Origin of the sequence: Burkholderia sp. Se-20373, assembly GCF_017104705.1 — a bacterium.
Taxonomy (GTDB): domain Bacteria; phylum Pseudomonadota; class Gammaproteobacteria; order Burkholderiales; family Burkholderiaceae; genus Burkholderia.
The window spans coordinates 54,229-70,790 of the sequence record NZ_JAAGPH010000024.1 but is presented as its reverse complement, the minus strand read 5'-3'; the positions used below and the strand labels follow the sequence as shown (position 1 = coordinate 70,790).

Genomic DNA, 16,562 nt, shown 5'->3' with positions numbered 1-16,562 from the left:
CCGCGACGCCAGCAACGCGACGCCGCACAATGCACCGCCCGCACCGACGCCCGTCAGCACCGGAAACGCGAGTGCCGGGCCGGCCCACAGGAACACCGCCGCCGCCAGCTTGACGTCGCCTCCGCCGATCCAGCCCGCGTGGCGCATGCCGCCGAACAGCAACAGCATCGCCGCCCCGGTCGCGACATGGCCGGCCAGCGGCGCGAACCCGTCGCGCACGAGCGCGGCCGCGACGAAATACAGCGCCGCGAACGCGAGCACCGCGCGATTGGACAGGCGCCGGTCGCGCAGATCCTGCGCGGCGAGCGAGGCCAGCAAGACCGTGGCCACCGACTGCACGAGCGTGAGCATGGGAGAGCCGTCCGTCGACACGCCCCCGGGCCGGACACGTTCTACCGCTGCGGATCCCGGTGTTCGTCGGTGGCGCGCGGGTTCAGGAGATCAGATCAGGCTCGTCACCTTGTTGATCAGTGTCGTGAACACGCTGGGCAGGCCGCCGCTGGTACTGCTGAGGATCACGCCGACCGCCGCGAGCGCGACCACGACGATGCCGGCCAGCACGGCGTATTCGAGCGAGCTGACGCCACGTTCGTCACGCAGCAGGGACTTGACGTATTGCAGCATGGCAACCTCCGTGTAACGGGGCCGGTGACCGACCGTTGAACGCAAAGATGCTCCGTTGCTCCGGCGGTTGCGCGGGGCCTTCGCCCGTTGCGACGCATGCGCGCGACCCTGGCACGAGGCCGCCCGCCTCCCCCGGAATCCTCTCGATGACTGCAACACGCGGCGTGCAACGACATCTTCGATCGTTGCGTGCCTGCATCCGTGGTGCGGTCTTCCCGCACGATGCAACCGCGCTGATTCGTCTAGGGTATAGACAATTTTTCAGGCGAATTCAAATTATTTGGCGTCGGATGCATTTATGGATTTCATCGTGCAACGATGAAATCCATACCATCCATTTACGGTCATTTTTTCTCGCATGACCGCGAATGGTTCATCGATCTGAACGAGCATGCCGACTGTTGCAGCGCGTGAATTTCCGCCCCGGTTTCCATTCGATTTATCGGCATGCCGGGCTGCTCCGCATGCGCGCGCCTTGCCCCACCCGGCTTGCCGTCCCGGCTTGCATGACGGACTCGCATCGCATGTCACCGACTACCTGCCCCCGTTTTTTCGCCCGGATTCGGCAAGTGATCACCGCGCGAATCCACGCGCGTGTTCTTTGCGACCTTCCAATCGGAAATTTCATGACGCTGCTTCCGGCTTCAATCGACTTGATTGGAATCCTGATTGAATGTCAGATGCATGTGAATGCCGTTCTCATCCGAATGGAACGAAACGCCCGGCGCGCCAACCCGGAAAACGGCGATAAGCATAGTTCAAATCGTTTCTTGTCCGGCCCCGGCCCGTCATCGAGAATGCGCCGACGGGCTGAGGCCCGGCCTCGCTTCCCCCCAACGTTCCGGAACCATCGATTCATGCTTCCACTGCGCCTGCTTCGCTCGCTGCTGATCGCGTCCCTCATTGCGTTGCCGGCCGCCGCCGCGCACGCCGACAAGCCCGCCACCATCCGCATCGGCGTCGCCCAGCAAGGCGCCGGCGATCCGCCGACGTTCGGTGGCTCGAGTGCGGCCACCGCGCAGTTGCAGCAACTGGTCGAAAAGGAATTCGCGGCCGACGGCATCAAGGTCGAGTGGCTGTTCTTCAAGGGCGCGGGGCCGGCCGTCAACGAGGCGATCGCCAACAAGGCGCTCGACTTCGCGTACCAGGGTGACCTGCCCGCCGTGCTCGCGCGGGCGAACGGGATCAAGACGCGCCTGCTGCTCGCCGCGAGCGTGCGCTCGGGCGTCAAGATCGCGGTGCCGCCCGATTCCCCCATCCGCTCGATCAAGGACCTGAAGGATCGCCGCGTGTCGATCTTCCGCGGCACCAACCTGCAGCTCGTCGCCGACAACGCGCTCGCGAAAAACGGCCTCGGCGAACGCGACCTGCGCGTGATCAATCTCGACGCCGCGAGCTCGCTCGCCGCGCTCGCGTCGAAGGGCATCGATGCGTCGGTGGGCGATTACCAGCTGTACAAGCTGCGCGACGCGGGGCTCGCGAAGATCATCTACGAATCGCAGAACGACGGCCCGCAGCTCACGCGCCAGACTCACCTGCTCGTGCTCGACGAGTTCGAGCGCGCGCATCCGGACATCGTGCAGCGCGTCGTCACGGCACTCGTGAAGGGCGCGCAATGGTCGTCCGATGAAGCGAACCGCGACGCGCTGTTCAAGCTGTGGGCGAAAAGCGGCGTGCCGGTGTCGTCGTGGCAGGCCGACTATGCGAACCAGCGCCTGAAGGACCGCCTGTCGCCGCTGCTCGATCCGTTCTTCGTCGCGCGCTACAAGTCCGTCGCGCAGGATGCGCTGGCGCTGAAGCTGATCCGTCAGCCGGTCGACGTCGACGGCTGGTTCGAGCCGAAGTATCTCGACAATGCGCTGCGCACGCTGAAACTCGAAAGCTACTGGCCACGCTACGACGCGGCCGGCAAGCCGCTTTCCTGACCCGGACCCACCACGATGAGCGACACCGCGTTTTCCCTCCCGTCATCCGGGCGCCACGCGCTCGCCGCGCCGCCTCGCCGTGCGGCGGCCGTGAAGCGGTGGTCGTGGCGGCTCGCGCCGTGGCTGCTGCCTGCACTGCTGTTCGCGCTGTGGAGCGTCGGCAGCGCGCGCGGCTGGATCGCGCCGCAGATCCTGCCGCCGCCCGAACGCGTGTTCGACGCACTCGAGGATCTCGCGACAAGCGGCGACCTCGTACGCCACACGCTGGTTAGCCTGCAGCGCGTGCTGGTCGGCTTCGCCGCCGGCACGCTGCTCGGCTTCGCGACCGGCGTCGCGCTCGGGCTGTCACGCACGCTGGAAGCCTATGTGCTGCCCAGCTTCAATGCGCTCGTACAGATTCCGGTGCTCGGCTGGCTGCCGTTCCTGCTGCTGCTCGTCGGTGTCGGCGAGCCGCTCAAATACCTGCTGATCGCGCATGCGGCGCTCGTCCCCGTCACGCTGAGCACGTTGCAAGGGTTTCGCCAGACCCCGCCCGCGCTCGACGAAGTCGCGCGCGTATTCGGCTATACGCGGCGGCAACGCATCGTGCACGTCGTGCTGCCCGCCGCGATCCCGACGCTCGCGACCGGCGTGCGGCTCGCGTTCACGAAGTCGTGGCTCGCGCTCGTCGTCGTCGAACTCGTCGCATCGTCCGAGGGGCTCGGCTACCTGATCGTGTACGGGCGGCAACTGTTCCAGCTCGATCTCGTGATGGCGGCCGTGATCGTCGTCGGCGCGGTCGGCCTGCTGATCAACCGGCTGCTCGATGCGCTCGAAGCGCGCCTGCGCCGCGGCGTGCCGTCCGCGTTCCGCGGTTGAACTGCTGCTGCCCCCGCCCGCGCAACCGAAGGAGTCCTGCCCTTGACGTATCCCGCCGCCGCGCCTGACGCCACCCCGCCTGCCACCGCGACCGCCCGTCGCCTGCGCGCCCCCGACTGGCGCGGCTTCGTGCTGCCGCTCGTCGCGTTCGCGCTGTGGTGGGCGATCGCTTCCGCGCACCTCGTGAGCAGCGGGCTGCTCGTCGGCCCCGCCGACGTGCTGCGCACCGCATGGGCGCAAGCCACGAGCGGCGCACTCGGCCGCGCGCTGTCCGCGTCGCTCGCGCGTGAAGCGTGCGGCTTCGTGCTCGGCGCGACGGGCGGGCTGCTGCTCGGCGCCGCGCTCGGGCTGTCGCGCGTCGCCGCGCGCATGGTCGGCCCGAGCTTCGACACGTTCAAGCAGGTCTCGCTGTTCGCGTGGATTCCGCTGATTTCCGTATGGTTCGGCCTCGGCGACGTCGCCAAGGTCGTGTTCCTGTCGCTCGCCGCGCTGCTGCCCGTCGCCGCGCACACCTGCGACGGCATTCACGCGGTGCCGCGCGCGTATGTCGACGTCGCCCGCGCGCTGCGCTACTCGCGGCTCCAGCTCGTGCGCTACGTGATCCTGCCGGCCGCGCTGCCGTCGATCTTCACCGGGCTGTATCTGGGCCTGATCTATTCGTGGCTCGCGACGCTCGGCGCCGAATACCTGCTGGTCGCCGGCAGCGGCATCGGCAACACGCTGATCGACGGCAGCGAGCAGTTCCGGATGGATCTCGTGCTGTTCGGGATCATCGTGGTCGGCGTGACCGGCTGGGCGCTGAACGCGATCGCGCGCACGATCGAACGCAAAGTGCTGGCCCGGCGCGGCGACCTGACGCGCTGATCGCCTGTTTGATTCTCGTCACCCTCTTTCTCGCACCGCCATGACGACCCTCGCCTCCGATTCGCTCGACATCCTCCACGTGAGCAAGCACTACGCGCAACGCGGCACCGCGCTCGCCGTACTCGACGACGTGTCGCTGCACGTGCGCGCCGGTGAATTCGTCACGATCGTCGGCTCGAGCGGTTGCGGCAAGTCGACACTGCTGCGGCTGATCGCCGGGCTCGATACCGATTACGCGGGCGAGATCCGGGCCGGCGCCGAACGCGTGCACGACACGTCGCTGCAGCGCGGGATCGTGTTCCAGGATCACCGGCTGTTCCCGTGGCTGACCGTCGCGCAGAACATCGAGGCCGCGTTGCGCAACGCGCCGCTCGACGCGGCCGCGAAGCGGCGCGCGGTGGCCGATCACATCGCGCTCGTCGGGCTGAACGGCTTCGAGCACGCGTATCCGAACCAGCTGTCGGGCGGGATGGCGCAGCGCGTCGCGATCGCGCGCGGCCTCGTGAACCGCCCGCGCGTGCTGCTGCTCGACGAGCCGTTCGGCGCGCTCGACGCGCAGACACGCGCGCGGATGCAGAACGAACTGCTGCGCATCTGGGAACAGGAGCGCATCACGATGATCCTCGTCACGCACGACGTCGACGAAGCCGTGTATCTCGGCGACCGCGTCGTGACGATGGCGCCGCGCCCGGGCCGCATCGAACGCATCGTCGATGTCGCGTTGCCGCGCCCGCGCCGGCGCGATTCGCCGGAATTCGCGCGATTGCGCGACACCGTGCTCGCCGATTTCGACGACCACGAACCGCCGGGCGACGATCGCCCGGGCGGCCAGCACTTCGACACGCCGCGCCCGCACCGGATCGGCGAATGGCGGCTGGCGTGGTAGCCCGCGTGTCGCACCGCATTGCTCAGCATGACGACGCATATCGATCATCGCCGCGCACACGCTAAGGTTGTGACGATTCATCGGTTCCGATTGCGCGCGGTCCCTGCTTGAATGGAGACTCGACCGACCCGACTCCAGGAGACTCCCGATGTCCGAAATCCAGCACGCCGCTCACCCGTCATCGCATGCTTCGCACGCCGCGCCGCGCACCGCCGCCACGCCGCTCCAGCTTCGCCAGGTCGCCGGCCGGATCGGCGCCGAGATCGCCGGCGTGCGGCTGGCGGGCACGCTCGACGACGCGACGTTCGACGCGATCCAGGCCGCGCTGCTGCGCCACAAGGTGCTGTTCTTCCGTGGCCAGCAGCATCTCGACGACACCGCGCAGGAAGCGTTCGCACGCCGCTTCGGCAAGACCGTCGCGCACCCGACGGTGCCGTCCGTCGACGGCAGCGCGCATCTGCTCGAACTCGATTCCGCGCACGGCGCGCGCGCCAATTCGTGGCACACCGACGTGACCTTCGTCGATGCGTACCCGAAGATCTCGATCCTGCGCGCCGTCGTGATTCCGCCGTTCGGCGGCGACACCGTGTGGGCCAACACGGCCGCCGCGTACGCCAACCTGCCCGACCCGCTGCGCGCGCTCGCCGACACGCTGTGGGCGCTGCATACCAACGCGTACGACTACGCGTCGACGCACGTGCACGCTGACGACACGCAACTGAAGCGCTACCGCGAAGTGTTCACGTCGACCGTCTACGAAACCGAGCACCCGGTCGTGCGCGTCCACCCGGAAACCGGCGAACGCACGCTCGTGCTCGGGCATTTCGTGCAGCGGCTCAAGGGGCTGTCGGCGCAGGATTCCGCGCACCTGCTGCAGGTGTTCCATGAGCACGTGACGCGTCTCGAGAACACCGTGCGCTGGAACTGGCAGGAAGGCGACGTCGCGATCTGGGACAACCGCGCGACGCAGCACTACGCGATCAACGACTACGGCGATGCGCGCCGCGTCGTGCGCCGCGCCACCGTGCACGGCGACGTGCCGGTCGGTATCGACGGCCGCCAGAGCGTCGTGCTGAAGGGGCCGGGCGCGACGCTGCAGTAACGCTCGCGCCTTGCGGCGGCGCCGTTCCATGTGCGCCGCCGCGCCTGCCTCGTTTTCCGCTACCCAACACCCGACCATGCCCTTCCCGCCACCGGACCGACGCTTGCACGCGCAACGATGTCGGCCCTCCGCCCCATCCCCTTCCGCCAGGAGCGTCGCATGAGCGCCCTACTCGAACCCGCCGCCCAGCCGGTCGACGTGATTCCGCTGTCCGCCCATATCGGCGCGGAAATCCGCGGCGTCGACCTCACGCAACCGTTGACCACGCCGCAGATTGCGGCGATCCGCGCCGCGCTGCTGAAGTGGCGCGTCATCTTCTTCCGCGAGCAGTTCCTCACGCACGAACAGCATGTCGCGTTCTCCGCGCAGTTCGGCGAGCCGACGGTCGGCCACCCGGTGTTCGGGCACGTCGACGGACATCCGGCCGTCTACTCGATCGCGAAGCACCGCAAGGCGACGCGCTTCGAAGGCGAACCCGTGCGCCGCCCGTGGACTGGCTGGCACACCGACGTGACGGCCGCCGTGAACCCGCCGTGGGCGTCGATCCTGCGCGGCGTGACGATCCCGCCGTACGGCGGCGACACGCACTGGACGAACCTCGTGCGGGCGTACGAAACGCTGTCGGCGCCGCTGCGCGGCTTCGTCGACGGCCTGCGCGGCATTCACCGCTTCACGCCGCCGGCCGGCGCGCGCGCCACCGGCGCGTTCGACGACGCGGTCGAGCGCCGCCCGCTCGTCACCGAGCACCCGCTCGTGCGCGTGCATCCGGAGACCGGCGAACGCGCGCTGTACGTGAGCCCGAGCTTCCTGAAATCGATCGTCGGGCTGACGCCGCGCGAGAGCCAGGCATTGCTCGAACTGCTGTGGGAACACGTGACGCGGCCGGAATTCACGATCCGCTTCAAGTGGGAACCGCGCAGCATCGCGTTCTGGGACAACCGCGCGACCGCCCACCTCGCGCCCGTCGACATCTTCGATCTCGACTTCGATCGCCAGCTGTATCGCACGACGCTCACCGGCGACGTGCCGGTCGGCCCCGACGGCCGGCCGTCGGTCGCGCTCGAAGGCTCGCCGGTCGAAGCCGCGGCGGCGGTCGCGCTCAACTGAACCGAACCGCTCTGACGGCAGCCGGCGCGCACTGCATCGCGCCGGCCTTTCCCTTCATCGCACCGCGCGGACGAAAACACTTGTCCACGCGGCCCGCCCGTCAATCCAGCCAGACCCCGTCGAAGCGGTGCCCGCCGAGCGGCGAGAACGTCAGCCCGTGCACGCGCCTGGACACCGGCAGCGACACGATCGACGTCGCGATCGGCGTGAACGGCACCTGGTCCTTGAACACGACCTGCGCCTGCTCATACAGCGCCGTGCGCTTCGCGACGTCCCCATTGGAACGCGCCGCGTCCACCAGCTTCTCGAAATCCTGGTTGCACCACTTCGCGAGATTGCTGCCGTGCACCGCGTCGCAACCGAGCAGCGTGCCGAGCCAGTTGTCGGGGTCGCCGTTGTCGCCCGACCAGCCGTACAGGATCGCGTCGTGCTGCCCGTCGTGCTTCGCGCGGCGGTTGTATTCGCCCCACTCGTAGCTGACGATCTTCGCGCGCACGCCGATCTTCGCCCAGTCCTGCTGGATCAGCTGCGCCATCAGCTGCGCGTTCGGGTTGTACGGGCGCTGCACGGGCATCGCCCACAGCGTCAGGTCGAAGCCGTTCGGGAAGCCGGCCTGCGCGAGCAGCGCCTTCGCGGCCGCCGGGTCGCGCGGCGCGTCCTTCAGGCGCGGGTTGTACGACCATTGCGCGGGCGGCATCGGGTTCGTCGCGATCTTCGCGTCGCCGTTGAACACGGTCTTCACGATCGCCGACTTGTCGATCGCGATATCGAGCGCGCGCCGCACGTCGACGCGATCGAGCGGCGCATGCTGCGTGTTGTACGCGACGAAGCCGACGTTGAAACCCATCCCCGAGAACAACGTCAGCTTCGGGTCGCGCCGCACCGTGTCGAGATCGGCCGGCCGCGGGAACGCCGATACCTGGCACTCGCCGGCCACCAGCTTCTGCAGGCGCGCGGCCGGATCGGGCGTGATCGCGAACACGAGGCGCGCGAGCTTCACGTCGTCCGGCTTCCAGTAGTCGGGATTCGCGTCGTAGCGGATCAGCGCGTCCTTCTGGTACGTACGTAGCAGGAACGGCCCCGTGCCGACCGGGAACTGGTTGATGTCGGCCTCGCGATGGCGCGCCGCGAGCTGCGACGCGTACTCGGCCGACAGGATCGACGCGAACGCCATCGCGAGATTGCGCACGAACACGACGTCGGGAGTCTTCAGCACGAAGCGCACCGTGTAGTCGTCGACCTTGTCGATGCGCTCGATGTTGCGGTCGAAGCCGAGGTCGCTGAAATACGGGAAGCTGACCGGATAGGCCTTGCGGAACGGATCGTCGGGATCGAGCATCCGGCGGAACGTGAACACGACATCGTCGGCCTGGAACGGCCGCGTCGGCTTGAACCACGCGGTGGTCTGGAATTTCACGTCGCGCCGCAGGTGGAACGTGATCGTGCGCTGGTCGGGCGACACGTCCCAGCTCGTCGCGAGCGCCGGCTCGAGATCGAGCGTGCCGCGCTTGAACTGCACGAGCCCGTTGTAGACCGGGTACGTGCTCGCATCGAAATCGGTGCTCGTCGTATGCTGGCCCGGATCGAAGCCGGCCGGGCTGCCTTCGGTGCAATACACGAGCGTCTTGCCGGACGGCGCGGCAAGCGCGTGCGTGGCCGCGCCGGCGAGCAGCAGCGACGCCGCGAGACAGCGCAGGGCGATCGCGGCATGGGGGACGCCACGCACACGACGCGCGGCTGACGAAACGAAAGCGTTTTTCATGGTGACGGGGACAGGAGAGCGCTGTCATACAAATGAAGACGGCCGATCTTCGCGCGCCTCCCGCCGATCGCTTACCAATTAATTTCGCGTTGCTTATCGTCGTGGATGCATCCCGCTGCCCGTGCATGAAAACGTCCACGCGAACGTCGGGCGGCCGTCTCGCACCGCTGTCTTCCGGCCCCCTGCAGACTCGCCCGAAATGGCGCATCGTATCGGCTGGCCAACGCCGGCACGGGCGCGCCGGGATTCGCCCGGCGCGCCGCGCCGCCGATTCCAGGAGGACACACGATGCCCGTCAGCTCCGAAACGTCTGCTCGCCCGGTGAAGACGCCGGGCCCCGATCACCCGATCACGGTCGAACTGCACCCGCGGCGCGTCGTGGTCAAGGCGGCCGGCAGGGTCGTCGCGGATACGCGCCGCGCGCTGGCGCTGCGTGAAGCCGCCTACCCGGCAGTGCTCTACATCCCGCGCGAGGACGCCGACCTGACACTGCTGCAACGCACCAACCACGCGACGTACTGTCCGTACAAGGGCGACGCCGCCTACTACTCGATTCCGGTCGGCGGCGAGCGCGCCGTGAATGCCGTCTGGACCTACGAGGCGCCCTATCCGGCCGTCGACGCGATCCGCGGGCACCTCGCGTTCTATCCGGATCGCGTCGACTCCATCGAGGAAAGCCCGGCCGGCTCCGATTGAGGGTCGCGACAGCCGTTCGTCGGCTGTCGGGCGGCCGCGCGTTTGCGTGTGCGCATTCGCCGACGCGGCCCACCGTGCCGGCGGGTTCCCGTGCCGATCACCGGCCCGAACGACACCACCTGGCCCGCCGCTGATTTGCATATGCGGATTCGTTGGTTGGCCGCCGGCCTGCGCGGCCGTATCGTCCTGAATCCGGCGCGGGCCGGCCCGTGGCGCGCATCGCCCGCATCGGGCCCGCCCTGCGCCGGCCGCGCCGTCTTTCGCGCGCGGCCCATGAACCCGCACGCAGGACGCCTCGATGAACGACACACCGCACGCAGACGTTGAACCGACACCGGCCAACCCGCATCGCCGCCAGTGGCTGCAAGGCGCGGCCGCCGGGCTGGCCGGGCTCGCGCTCGGCCCGCTCGCGGGCCTGCCTGCCCATGCGCAAGACAGCGGCACGCGGCTGCGCGTCGGTTTCCAGAAATACGGCAACTTCGTCGTGCTCAAAGCGCGCGGCACGCTGGAGAAACGGCTCGCGAGCCAGGGCGTCACCGTGCAGTGGCTCGAATTTCCGGCCGGCCCGCAATTGCTCGAGGGCCTGAACGCCGGCGCGATCGATGTCGGCACGGTCGGCGAGACGCCGCCGATTTTCGCGCAGGCGGGCGGCGTCGATTTCGTCTACATCGGCAACGAGCCGCCCGCGCCGCAGGGCGAGGCGATCGTCGTGCAGCCCGATTCGCCGATCCGCAACGTCGCGCAATTGCGCGGCAAGAAGGTCGCGTTCAACAAGGGTTCGAACGTCCATTACCTGCTCGTGAAGGCGCTCGAACACGCGGGATTGACGTATGCCGACATCCAGCCGATCTACCTGACGCCCGCCGACGCCCGCGCCGCGTTCGTGCAGCGCAACGTCGATGCATGGGTGATCTGGGATCCGTACCTGGCCGCCGCCGAGCGCCAGATCGGCGCACGCGTGATCGCCAACGGCGAAGGGCTCGTGCGCAATACGCAGTACTACCTCGCCGCGCGCAAGTACGCGGCGGCCCACCCGCAGGTAATACGCGCGCTGCTCGACGAAGTCGACGCGGTCGACCGCTGGGCGCGCGACCATGTGCCCGAAGTCGCCACGCAACTGTCGCCGCTCGTCGGCCTCGATGCGCCGACGCTCGAAGTCGCGCTCAAGCGCGCCGGCTACGGCGTGCAGCCGATCAGCGACGCGACGCTCGCGTACCAGCAGAACATCGCGGACGCATTCAGCGCGCTGAAGCTGATTCCGGGCAAGCTGTCGGTCGCGAGCGCACGCTGACGCGCCGGTGCCGCTGCCGCCGACGCGCCGCGCGGTACGCGCGAATCAGCGCGCGGCAGCCGTGCCGATGCGCCGCCATTCGTCGTAGTCGGTGACGAGGCCCGCTTCGTCGACCGCGATATCGGCCGCATACGTGCCGCTTTCGTAGCGGTACACGTGCTCCGCCGTACGCGTATAGCGCTGCTCGCCGCGCACGAACGCGACATCCGGAAAACGCAGCCACGCGGTGTGGATCACCGCCGCCTCGCCGACGGCCAGCCCGAGCCGCCGGATCGGCAGCGTATTCGTCGACGGGCTGAAGCCGAGATCGAGGTCGGTCGCGCCCGCGAGCGCCGGGACGTCGACGCCATCGATCGTCCACCGCCCCGAGTCACAGCGGATATCCCACTGCCGCGGCGGCTGCGTGCCGCCCCACTGCGTGATGCGTGCCGAGCGCGTGAGCCAGTCGGCGCCGCACGCGATCGCGTAGTCGAAGCGAAACGGCGAGCCGACGATCGCACCCGACACCGATCCCGACAGGTCGATTCCCGTTCGCGACTCGACGAGCCGGCACCATTCGGCTGCCTGCCACGTCTGCACGATCTGCCATGCGACGCAGCGCGTGCGCACCGCGTCATCCTGTTGCGTCATGTCGTCGTCTCCCGTCGATCGCGCCGATGCCGATTGTCCCCCATCGCACCGGCGAACACACGCGGCTTCGCCGACCGATGGTCAGTATCGGTTCGCCGCACACCTTCGGGCGAACTCGCTTTGGTACCATCCGTCGATCGGCATCAACCGGAACCGGACAAGGGGCGCGACTTCATGGATTTGCTGGCGACGATGCGCATCTACGTGAGGGTCGTCGAGCGCGGCACGATGTCCGGCGCGGCGCGCGATCTGGACATGGGCCAGCCGGCCGTCAGCGAGCGCATCGAGCGGCTCGAGAAGCATCTCGGCACACGGCTGCTGTTGCGCAGTGCCCGCACCCTCGCGTGCACCGAAGAAGGCCGGATCTTCTACGAGCGCAGCAAGGAACTGCTTGAAGCGGCCGACGACGCGGTCGCGTCGGTGTCGAAGACCGAAAACGCGCTCGACGGCACGATCCGGCTCGCGGCGCCGCAATGCTTCGGCGAGGTCGTGCTGCCGGGTGTGCTGATGCATGTCCGCAGCGCGTATCCGAACCTGCACATCGACCTGGTCCTGAACGACGACATCGTCGATCCGGTCACGGAAGGCGTCGACATCTCGATCCGCGTCGGCCAGCTCGGCGACGGCGGGTTCGTCGCGCATCCGGTCGGCACGGTCGGCCGCCGGCTCGTTGCCGCGCCGTCGTATCTCGAGCGGCACGGCCCGATCGACACGGCGGCCGATCTCGCGAACCATCCGTTCGTCCGCGTGAAAGGCGTCTTCGCGAGCGAACGGCTGCCGCTGCGGCGCGACGGCGACGCGCTCGACTACGCGCGCATCCGCACGATCATGACGACGAGCCACTGGCGCCCGATGTTCGACACGATCGTGGCCGGCACGCTCGTCGAGCTCCTGCCGCACTACGTGATTCCCGACTTCGCGCTCAACGTGCTCGTGCATGCGCAGCGGCCGCTGCCGCCGCGCGTGCGGGCCGTCGTCGATCTGCTGAAGCAGGACCTCCCGCCGCTGCTGGCCCGCGCTGCCCGATAACGGCGGCGAGCGCCGCCCCCGTCACGCCTGCAGCGACTTCCCCGGCTCCTTCACGTGGGCATCGACTTCCATCTGGTAGAAGCGCGCGCTGACGAAGCCGAACAGCGTCCAGCCGAGGAACACGCACAGGCCGCCGAGCATCAGCGCCTGCTCGCCCGAGCTGAACAGCGCATAGAAGCTGTACGCGGTGGCCACCATCGCGATCACGTTGGTCAGCAGCGCCTTCGCCGGCGGCACCTTCGCGACCTTCTGGATCGTGATCAGCGCGGCCATCGACATCACGTACGGCACGAGGTTCGTGACGACCGCGAGATCGACGATCTTCTGGAACTGGCTGCTCAGCTCCGGGCTGATCGTCATCAGCGCCAGCGCGACCTGCGCGACCAGCAGGATCACCATCCCGACGATCGGCGTGCCGGTGCGCGTCGCGCGCGCGAACACCGGCAGGAAGTAGCCGACGTCCGCCGAGCTCTTGAACACCTGCGCGACCGTGAACTGCCAGCCGAGCAGCGAGCCGATGCACGCGATCACCATCAGCGCGGTGACGATCGTGCCGACCGTCGGCGTGAACATCGTCGCGAACGCGATGCCGAACGGCGCATTCGACTTCGCGAGGAGCGCGTTGGGCACGATCCCCGCGATCACGTTGGTCGACACGATGTAGAAGATCGCCGACGCGATCGTGCCGCCGAGCACGGCGATCGGCACGTTGCGCTCCGGATTCTCGACGGCGTCCGAGTTCGCGCACGCCGATTCGAGCCCGAGGAACGCCCACAGCGTCACCGCGATCGAGCTGCCGACAGCCGGCCCGAACGGCAGGTTGTCAGGATTCCATGCGGCGCCCCAGGTCGCGCCGCTGAACCAGAACCAGCCGATCAGCGACACGACGACGACCGGAATGATCACGCCCCACACCGTCACCGCGCCGATCCGGCCGGTGATGCGCGAGCCGCCGAAGTTCGCGACCGTCGTCAGCACGAGCAGGAAGATCGTCCACAGGCCCGTCTGCAGCGGCGACAGCGTCGCGTCGAACAGCACGGTGCCGTAGCCGACCGCCGTGACGCCGATCGCGACGTTCGCGATCACCAGCGACAGCCCGTACGTGTAGTTCGCCATGTAGTTGCCGGCCTTGCCGAACGCGTATTCCGCGTAGCCGCCCATTCCGCCCGGCTTGCGGCTCAGCATCCCGCAGCGCGCGAACGCATAGGCCAGCGCGAGCGAGCCGCCGGCCGTGACGATCCACGACAGCAGCGAGATCGTGCCGACCTGCGCGAGCTTCGACGGCAGCAGGATGATGCCGGAGCCCATCATGTTGACCGCCGTGAGGATGGTCAGCTGCCAGACGTTCATCCGGTTCTTCGGCGCGGCCGCGGCGGCCGCGTCGGACATGCGCGCTGTGTTTTCCATGATGTCGATCCCTCGAAGTAAGGCCGTTGCACGGCCGGTCGCGCGTTCAGGCCGTCAGGCAATACACGCGGTACGTGCCGTCCTCGACTTCCACGCCGTGCGTATCGTGCGCGAAGCCCGGGAAGCGCCGGTCGTACGCTTCGAGCGCCTTCAGGTAACCGAGCACCGGGCCGTCCGCCGGCCCCGCGTTCTCGCCCGGCATCAACAGCGGAATGCCCGGCGGATACGGCACGACGCCGGTGGCGACCGTGCGCCCGGCCAGTTCCTCGAGCGTGACCTGCTCGACGCGGCCCTGCACCAGATGCTCGTAGGCGCGCACCGGGCTCATCTCCGGCTTCGGCAGGATCGAGAACGCTTCCGACATCAACCGCGTCGTGCCGAGCTGCTCCATCGCCGCGAACATCGTGTCGGCCAGGTCCTTCAGCCCCATGCCCGCATAGCGCGAGCCGTGCGTCTTCGCGAGCGACGGAATCGCCATGTCGAGCGGCAGGTTCGCATCGTAGTCGCGCTTGAAATCGCACAGCGCGCTGACGAGCGAGCCCCACTTGCCCTTCGTGATGCCGATCGAGAACAGGAACAGGATCGTGAAGTCGGTGGTCTTCTCGACGACGATCCCGCGCGCATCGAGATACGCGGTCACGACGCTCGCCGGAATGCCGACCGGCATCAGCCCGCCGGCCGGCGCGACGCCCGGCGTGACGATCGACACCTTGATCGGATCGAGCATGCAGTAGCCGTCCTCGATATTGCCGAAGCCGTGCCATTGCGCGCCGGGGCGCAGCACCCAGCACGACGGGTCGCTCGCGAGCAGCTCGGGCGGCGCATCGTGGAACGGCAACGTGCGGCCGGTGCGCGTCTCGAGCACGGTGTCGGGCTGCCAGCACTCGAAGAACCAGTCGCCCTTCGCGCCGAATTCGCCGTTCATCCGCGCGATCATCTGCCGGAACGCGACGGCCTCCTCGATCGACTCGTGCGTGAGCGCCGCGCCGCCGGGGCCGTCCATCATCGCGGCCGCGACGTCGTTCGACGCGATGATCGCGTAGTTCGGCGACGTCGACGCATGCATCATGAACGTTTCGTTGAACTGGCCATGCGGAATCGGGTTGCGGCCGTCGCGCACGTGGATGTACGACGCCTGCGACAGCGCGGTCAGCAGCTTGTGCGTCGACTGCGTCGCGAACACCGTCGGGCGGTCCGCACGATGGTCGCGCGGGTCGCCGTGCATCGCGTGGCGATCGCGGTAGATCGGGTTGAAACGCGCGTAGCCGTACCACGCTTCATCGAAATGCAGCCGGTCGACGCTCGCGCCGAGCAGCTCCTCGACGCGCGCGACGTTGTAGCACAGGCCGTCGTACGTCGAGTTCGTGACGATCGCATGCTTCGGCTGGCGATCGGCGAGCCCGGCCGTGAGCGGATTCGACGTGATCGCCTCGCGGATCGCCGCCTGCGTGAGGCGCTCCGACGCGATCGGCCCGATGATCCCGTAGCGGTTGCGCGTCGGCACGAGGTAGGTCGGGATCGCGCCGGACATCGTCATCGCGTGCTCGGCCGACTTGTGGCAGTTGCGGTCGCACAGCGCGATCTGGTCGCGGCTCACGCTCGCCATCAGGATGATGCGGTTCGACGTCGACGAGCCGTTCGTCACGTGATACGTGCGATGGGCGCCGAACACGCGGGCCGCGTAGCGCTCGCTTTCGCCGATCGGGCCCGAGTGGTCGAGCAGCGAGCCGAGTTCGCCGACCGAGATCGACAGGTCGGAACGGAACAGCGCTTCGCCGAAGTATTCGAAGAACGCGCGGCCGACCGGCGATTTGAGGAAGCCCGTGCCGCCCGTGTGGCCGGGCGTATGCCACGAGTATTCGTAGACGCGCGAGAATTTCGCGAGCGCGCCGAACATCGGCGGCAGCACGGTCGCGCGATAGCGCTCGATCGCCGCATGAATGCGCCCGCCGATGAAGTCGGCCGTATCCTCGAGCAGCCACACGAAATCGTCGACCTTGCCCATCACCGCGGACGGCACCGACGATGCGACGCTGCGGTCGGCCAGCAGGAAGATCGGCACGTTGGCATTGCGATGCCGGATCGCGTCGACCACGGCCTCGGACGGCCCATGGCCGTCCACGCCGAGATCCCAGTCGAGCAGCACGCACTGGATCGACGGATCGGAACGGATCAGCATGATCGCGTCGTCGGCCGAGGTGGCCGTGAGCACGTCGATGTCGCGCTGCACGAGCTCCGCGCTCAGCGTGCGGACCGCACGCCCGGTCGCGGTTTCCTGCGTGATCTCGTCGTCGACCAATAACGCGCGCAGGCCGAGACGACGAATGCCACCGACGGACGTGTTCATGTTTTTGCCCTCGTTGTTCCGATGCTTCGTTGGG

Annotated in this window: 15 protein-coding genes; 9 read left to right on the top strand and 6 right to left on the bottom strand. The window is 68.3% G+C overall.

Translation table 11 applies throughout. The features are described from left to right. Together G3N96_RS11440 and G3N96_RS11435 are read right to left on the bottom strand one after the other, a co-directional pair. Positions 1–351: prepilin peptidase (locus tag G3N96_RS11440; RefSeq protein WP_206137279.1), on the bottom strand; the 351-nt coding region annotated here is incomplete at its 3' end. 90 nt (positions 352–441) lie between these two features. Continuing rightward, on the bottom strand, positions 442–624 hold the full coding sequence (locus G3N96_RS11435) for a Flp family type IVb pilin (protein ID WP_041493341.1): 183 nt from the start codon (positions 622–624) through the stop codon (positions 442–444). 857 nt (positions 625–1,481) lie between these two features. Between G3N96_RS11435 and G3N96_RS11430 the strand changes: the two genes are divergently transcribed. The 6 genes from G3N96_RS11430 to G3N96_RS11405 all read left to right on the top strand — a co-directional run bounded on the left by G3N96_RS11430 (position 1,482) and on the right by G3N96_RS11405 (position 7,366). Continuing rightward, a complete protein-coding gene (locus G3N96_RS11430) occupies positions 1,482–2,549 on the top strand; it encodes an ABC transporter substrate-binding protein (protein WP_206137278.1) in 1,068 nt (355 codons plus the stop codon). Positions 2,550–2,564: 15 nt separating this feature from the next. After that, on the top strand, positions 2,565–3,407 hold the full coding sequence (locus G3N96_RS11425) for an ABC transporter permease (RefSeq protein WP_206137277.1): 843 nt from the start codon (positions 2,565–2,567) through the stop codon (positions 3,405–3,407). 42 nt (positions 3,408–3,449) lie between these two features. Beyond that, on the top strand, positions 3,450–4,271 hold the full coding sequence (locus tag G3N96_RS11420; protein ID WP_206137276.1) for an ABC transporter permease: 822 nt from the start codon (positions 3,450–3,452) through the stop codon (positions 4,269–4,271). A gap of 40 nt (positions 4,272–4,311) precedes the next feature. Then, the gene (locus G3N96_RS11415) at positions 4,312–5,157 is read left to right on the top strand and encodes an ABC transporter ATP-binding protein (RefSeq protein ID WP_206137275.1); all 846 of its coding nucleotides are present in this window, start codon (positions 4,312–4,314) and stop codon (positions 5,155–5,157) included. Between the two features lie 148 nt (positions 5,158–5,305). After that, entirely contained in the window at positions 5,306–6,259 is a 954-nt protein-coding gene (locus G3N96_RS11410; protein WP_206137274.1) for a TauD/TfdA family dioxygenase, read from the top strand. Between the two features lie 159 nt (positions 6,260–6,418). After that, a complete protein-coding gene (locus tag G3N96_RS11405) occupies positions 6,419–7,366 on the top strand; it encodes a TauD/TfdA family dioxygenase (RefSeq protein ID WP_206137273.1) in 948 nt (315 codons plus the stop codon). Between the two features lie 100 nt (positions 7,367–7,466). On the opposite strand, the gene G3N96_RS11400 is transcribed toward G3N96_RS11405, so the two are convergent. Next, complete coding sequence (locus G3N96_RS11400) at positions 7,467–9,128, bottom strand: ABC transporter substrate-binding protein (RefSeq protein ID WP_206137272.1); 1,662 nt, start codon at positions 9,126–9,128, stop codon at positions 7,467–7,469. Between the two features lie 288 nt (positions 9,129–9,416). Between G3N96_RS11400 and G3N96_RS11395 the strand changes: the two genes are divergently transcribed. Then, positions 9,417–9,824, top strand: a complete 408-nt coding sequence (locus G3N96_RS11395; RefSeq protein WP_206137271.1) for a DUF427 domain-containing protein — start codon at positions 9,417–9,419, stop codon at positions 9,822–9,824. A 298-nt stretch (positions 9,825–10,122) separates the two neighbouring features. Next, a complete protein-coding gene (locus G3N96_RS11390) occupies positions 10,123–11,115 on the top strand; it encodes a sulfonate ABC transporter substrate-binding protein (protein ID WP_206137270.1) in 993 nt (330 codons plus the stop codon). A gap of 45 nt (positions 11,116–11,160) precedes the next feature. On the opposite strand, the gene G3N96_RS11385 is transcribed toward G3N96_RS11390, so the two are convergent. Then, a complete protein-coding gene (locus G3N96_RS11385; RefSeq protein ID WP_206137269.1) occupies positions 11,161–11,745 on the bottom strand; it encodes a putative glycolipid-binding domain-containing protein in 585 nt (194 codons plus the stop codon). A 174-nt stretch (positions 11,746–11,919) separates the two neighbouring features. Between G3N96_RS11385 and G3N96_RS11380 the strand changes: the two genes are divergently transcribed. Next, complete coding sequence (locus G3N96_RS11380; RefSeq protein ID WP_206137268.1) at positions 11,920–12,774, top strand: LysR family transcriptional regulator; 855 nt, start codon at positions 11,920–11,922, stop codon at positions 12,772–12,774. 21 nt (positions 12,775–12,795) lie between these two features. On the opposite strand, the gene potE is transcribed toward G3N96_RS11380, so the two are convergent. Further along, a complete protein-coding gene (gene potE / locus G3N96_RS11375) occupies positions 12,796–14,181 on the bottom strand; it encodes a putrescine-ornithine antiporter (RefSeq protein ID WP_206137267.1) in 1,386 nt (461 codons plus the stop codon). A 46-nt stretch (positions 14,182–14,227) separates the two neighbouring features. Then, positions 14,228–16,528: an Orn/Lys/Arg decarboxylase N-terminal domain-containing protein gene (locus tag G3N96_RS11370; RefSeq protein WP_206137266.1), complete on the bottom strand. Its 2,301-nt coding sequence runs from the start codon at positions 16,526–16,528 to the stop codon at positions 14,228–14,230. Positions 16,529–16,562 lie beyond the last annotated feature (34 nt).

Excerpts from the sequence above, each read along its gene's own strand:
- G3N96_RS11435 (WP_041493341.1), bottom strand. The coding sequence starts at position 624 with ATGCTGCAATACGTCAAGTCCCTGCTGCGTGACGAACGTGGCGTCAGC.
- G3N96_RS11430 (WP_206137278.1), top strand. The coding sequence starts at position 1,482 with ATGCTTCCACTGCGCCTGCTTCGCTCGCTGCTGATCGCGTCCCTCATT.
- G3N96_RS11425 (WP_206137277.1), top strand. The coding sequence starts at position 2,565 with ATGAGCGACACCGCGTTTTCCCTCCCGTCATCCGGGCGCCACGCGCTC.
- G3N96_RS11415 (WP_206137275.1), top strand. The coding sequence starts at position 4,312 with ATGACGACCCTCGCCTCCGATTCGCTCGACATCCTCCACGTGAGCAAG.
- G3N96_RS11410 (WP_206137274.1), top strand. The coding sequence starts at position 5,306 with ATGTCCGAAATCCAGCACGCCGCTCACCCGTCATCGCATGCTTCGCAC.
- G3N96_RS11405 (WP_206137273.1), top strand. The coding sequence starts at position 6,419 with ATGAGCGCCCTACTCGAACCCGCCGCCCAGCCGGTCGACGTGATTCCG.
- G3N96_RS11400 (WP_206137272.1), bottom strand. The coding sequence starts at position 9,128 with ATGAAAAACGCTTTCGTTTCGTCAGCCGCGCGTCGTGTGCGTGGCGTC.
- G3N96_RS11395 (WP_206137271.1), top strand. The coding sequence starts at position 9,417 with ATGCCCGTCAGCTCCGAAACGTCTGCTCGCCCGGTGAAGACGCCGGGC.
- G3N96_RS11390 (WP_206137270.1), top strand. The coding sequence starts at position 10,123 with ATGAACGACACACCGCACGCAGACGTTGAACCGACACCGGCCAACCCG.
- G3N96_RS11385 (WP_206137269.1), bottom strand. The coding sequence starts at position 11,745 with ATGACGCAACAGGATGACGCGGTGCGCACGCGCTGCGTCGCATGGCAG.
- G3N96_RS11380 (WP_206137268.1), top strand. The coding sequence starts at position 11,920 with ATGGATTTGCTGGCGACGATGCGCATCTACGTGAGGGTCGTCGAGCGC.
- potE (WP_206137267.1), bottom strand. The coding sequence starts at position 14,181 with ATGGAAAACACAGCGCGCATGTCCGACGCGGCCGCCGCGGCCGCGCCG.
- G3N96_RS11370 (WP_206137266.1), bottom strand. The coding sequence starts at position 16,528 with ATGAACACGTCCGTCGGTGGCATTCGTCGTCTCGGCCTGCGCGCGTTA.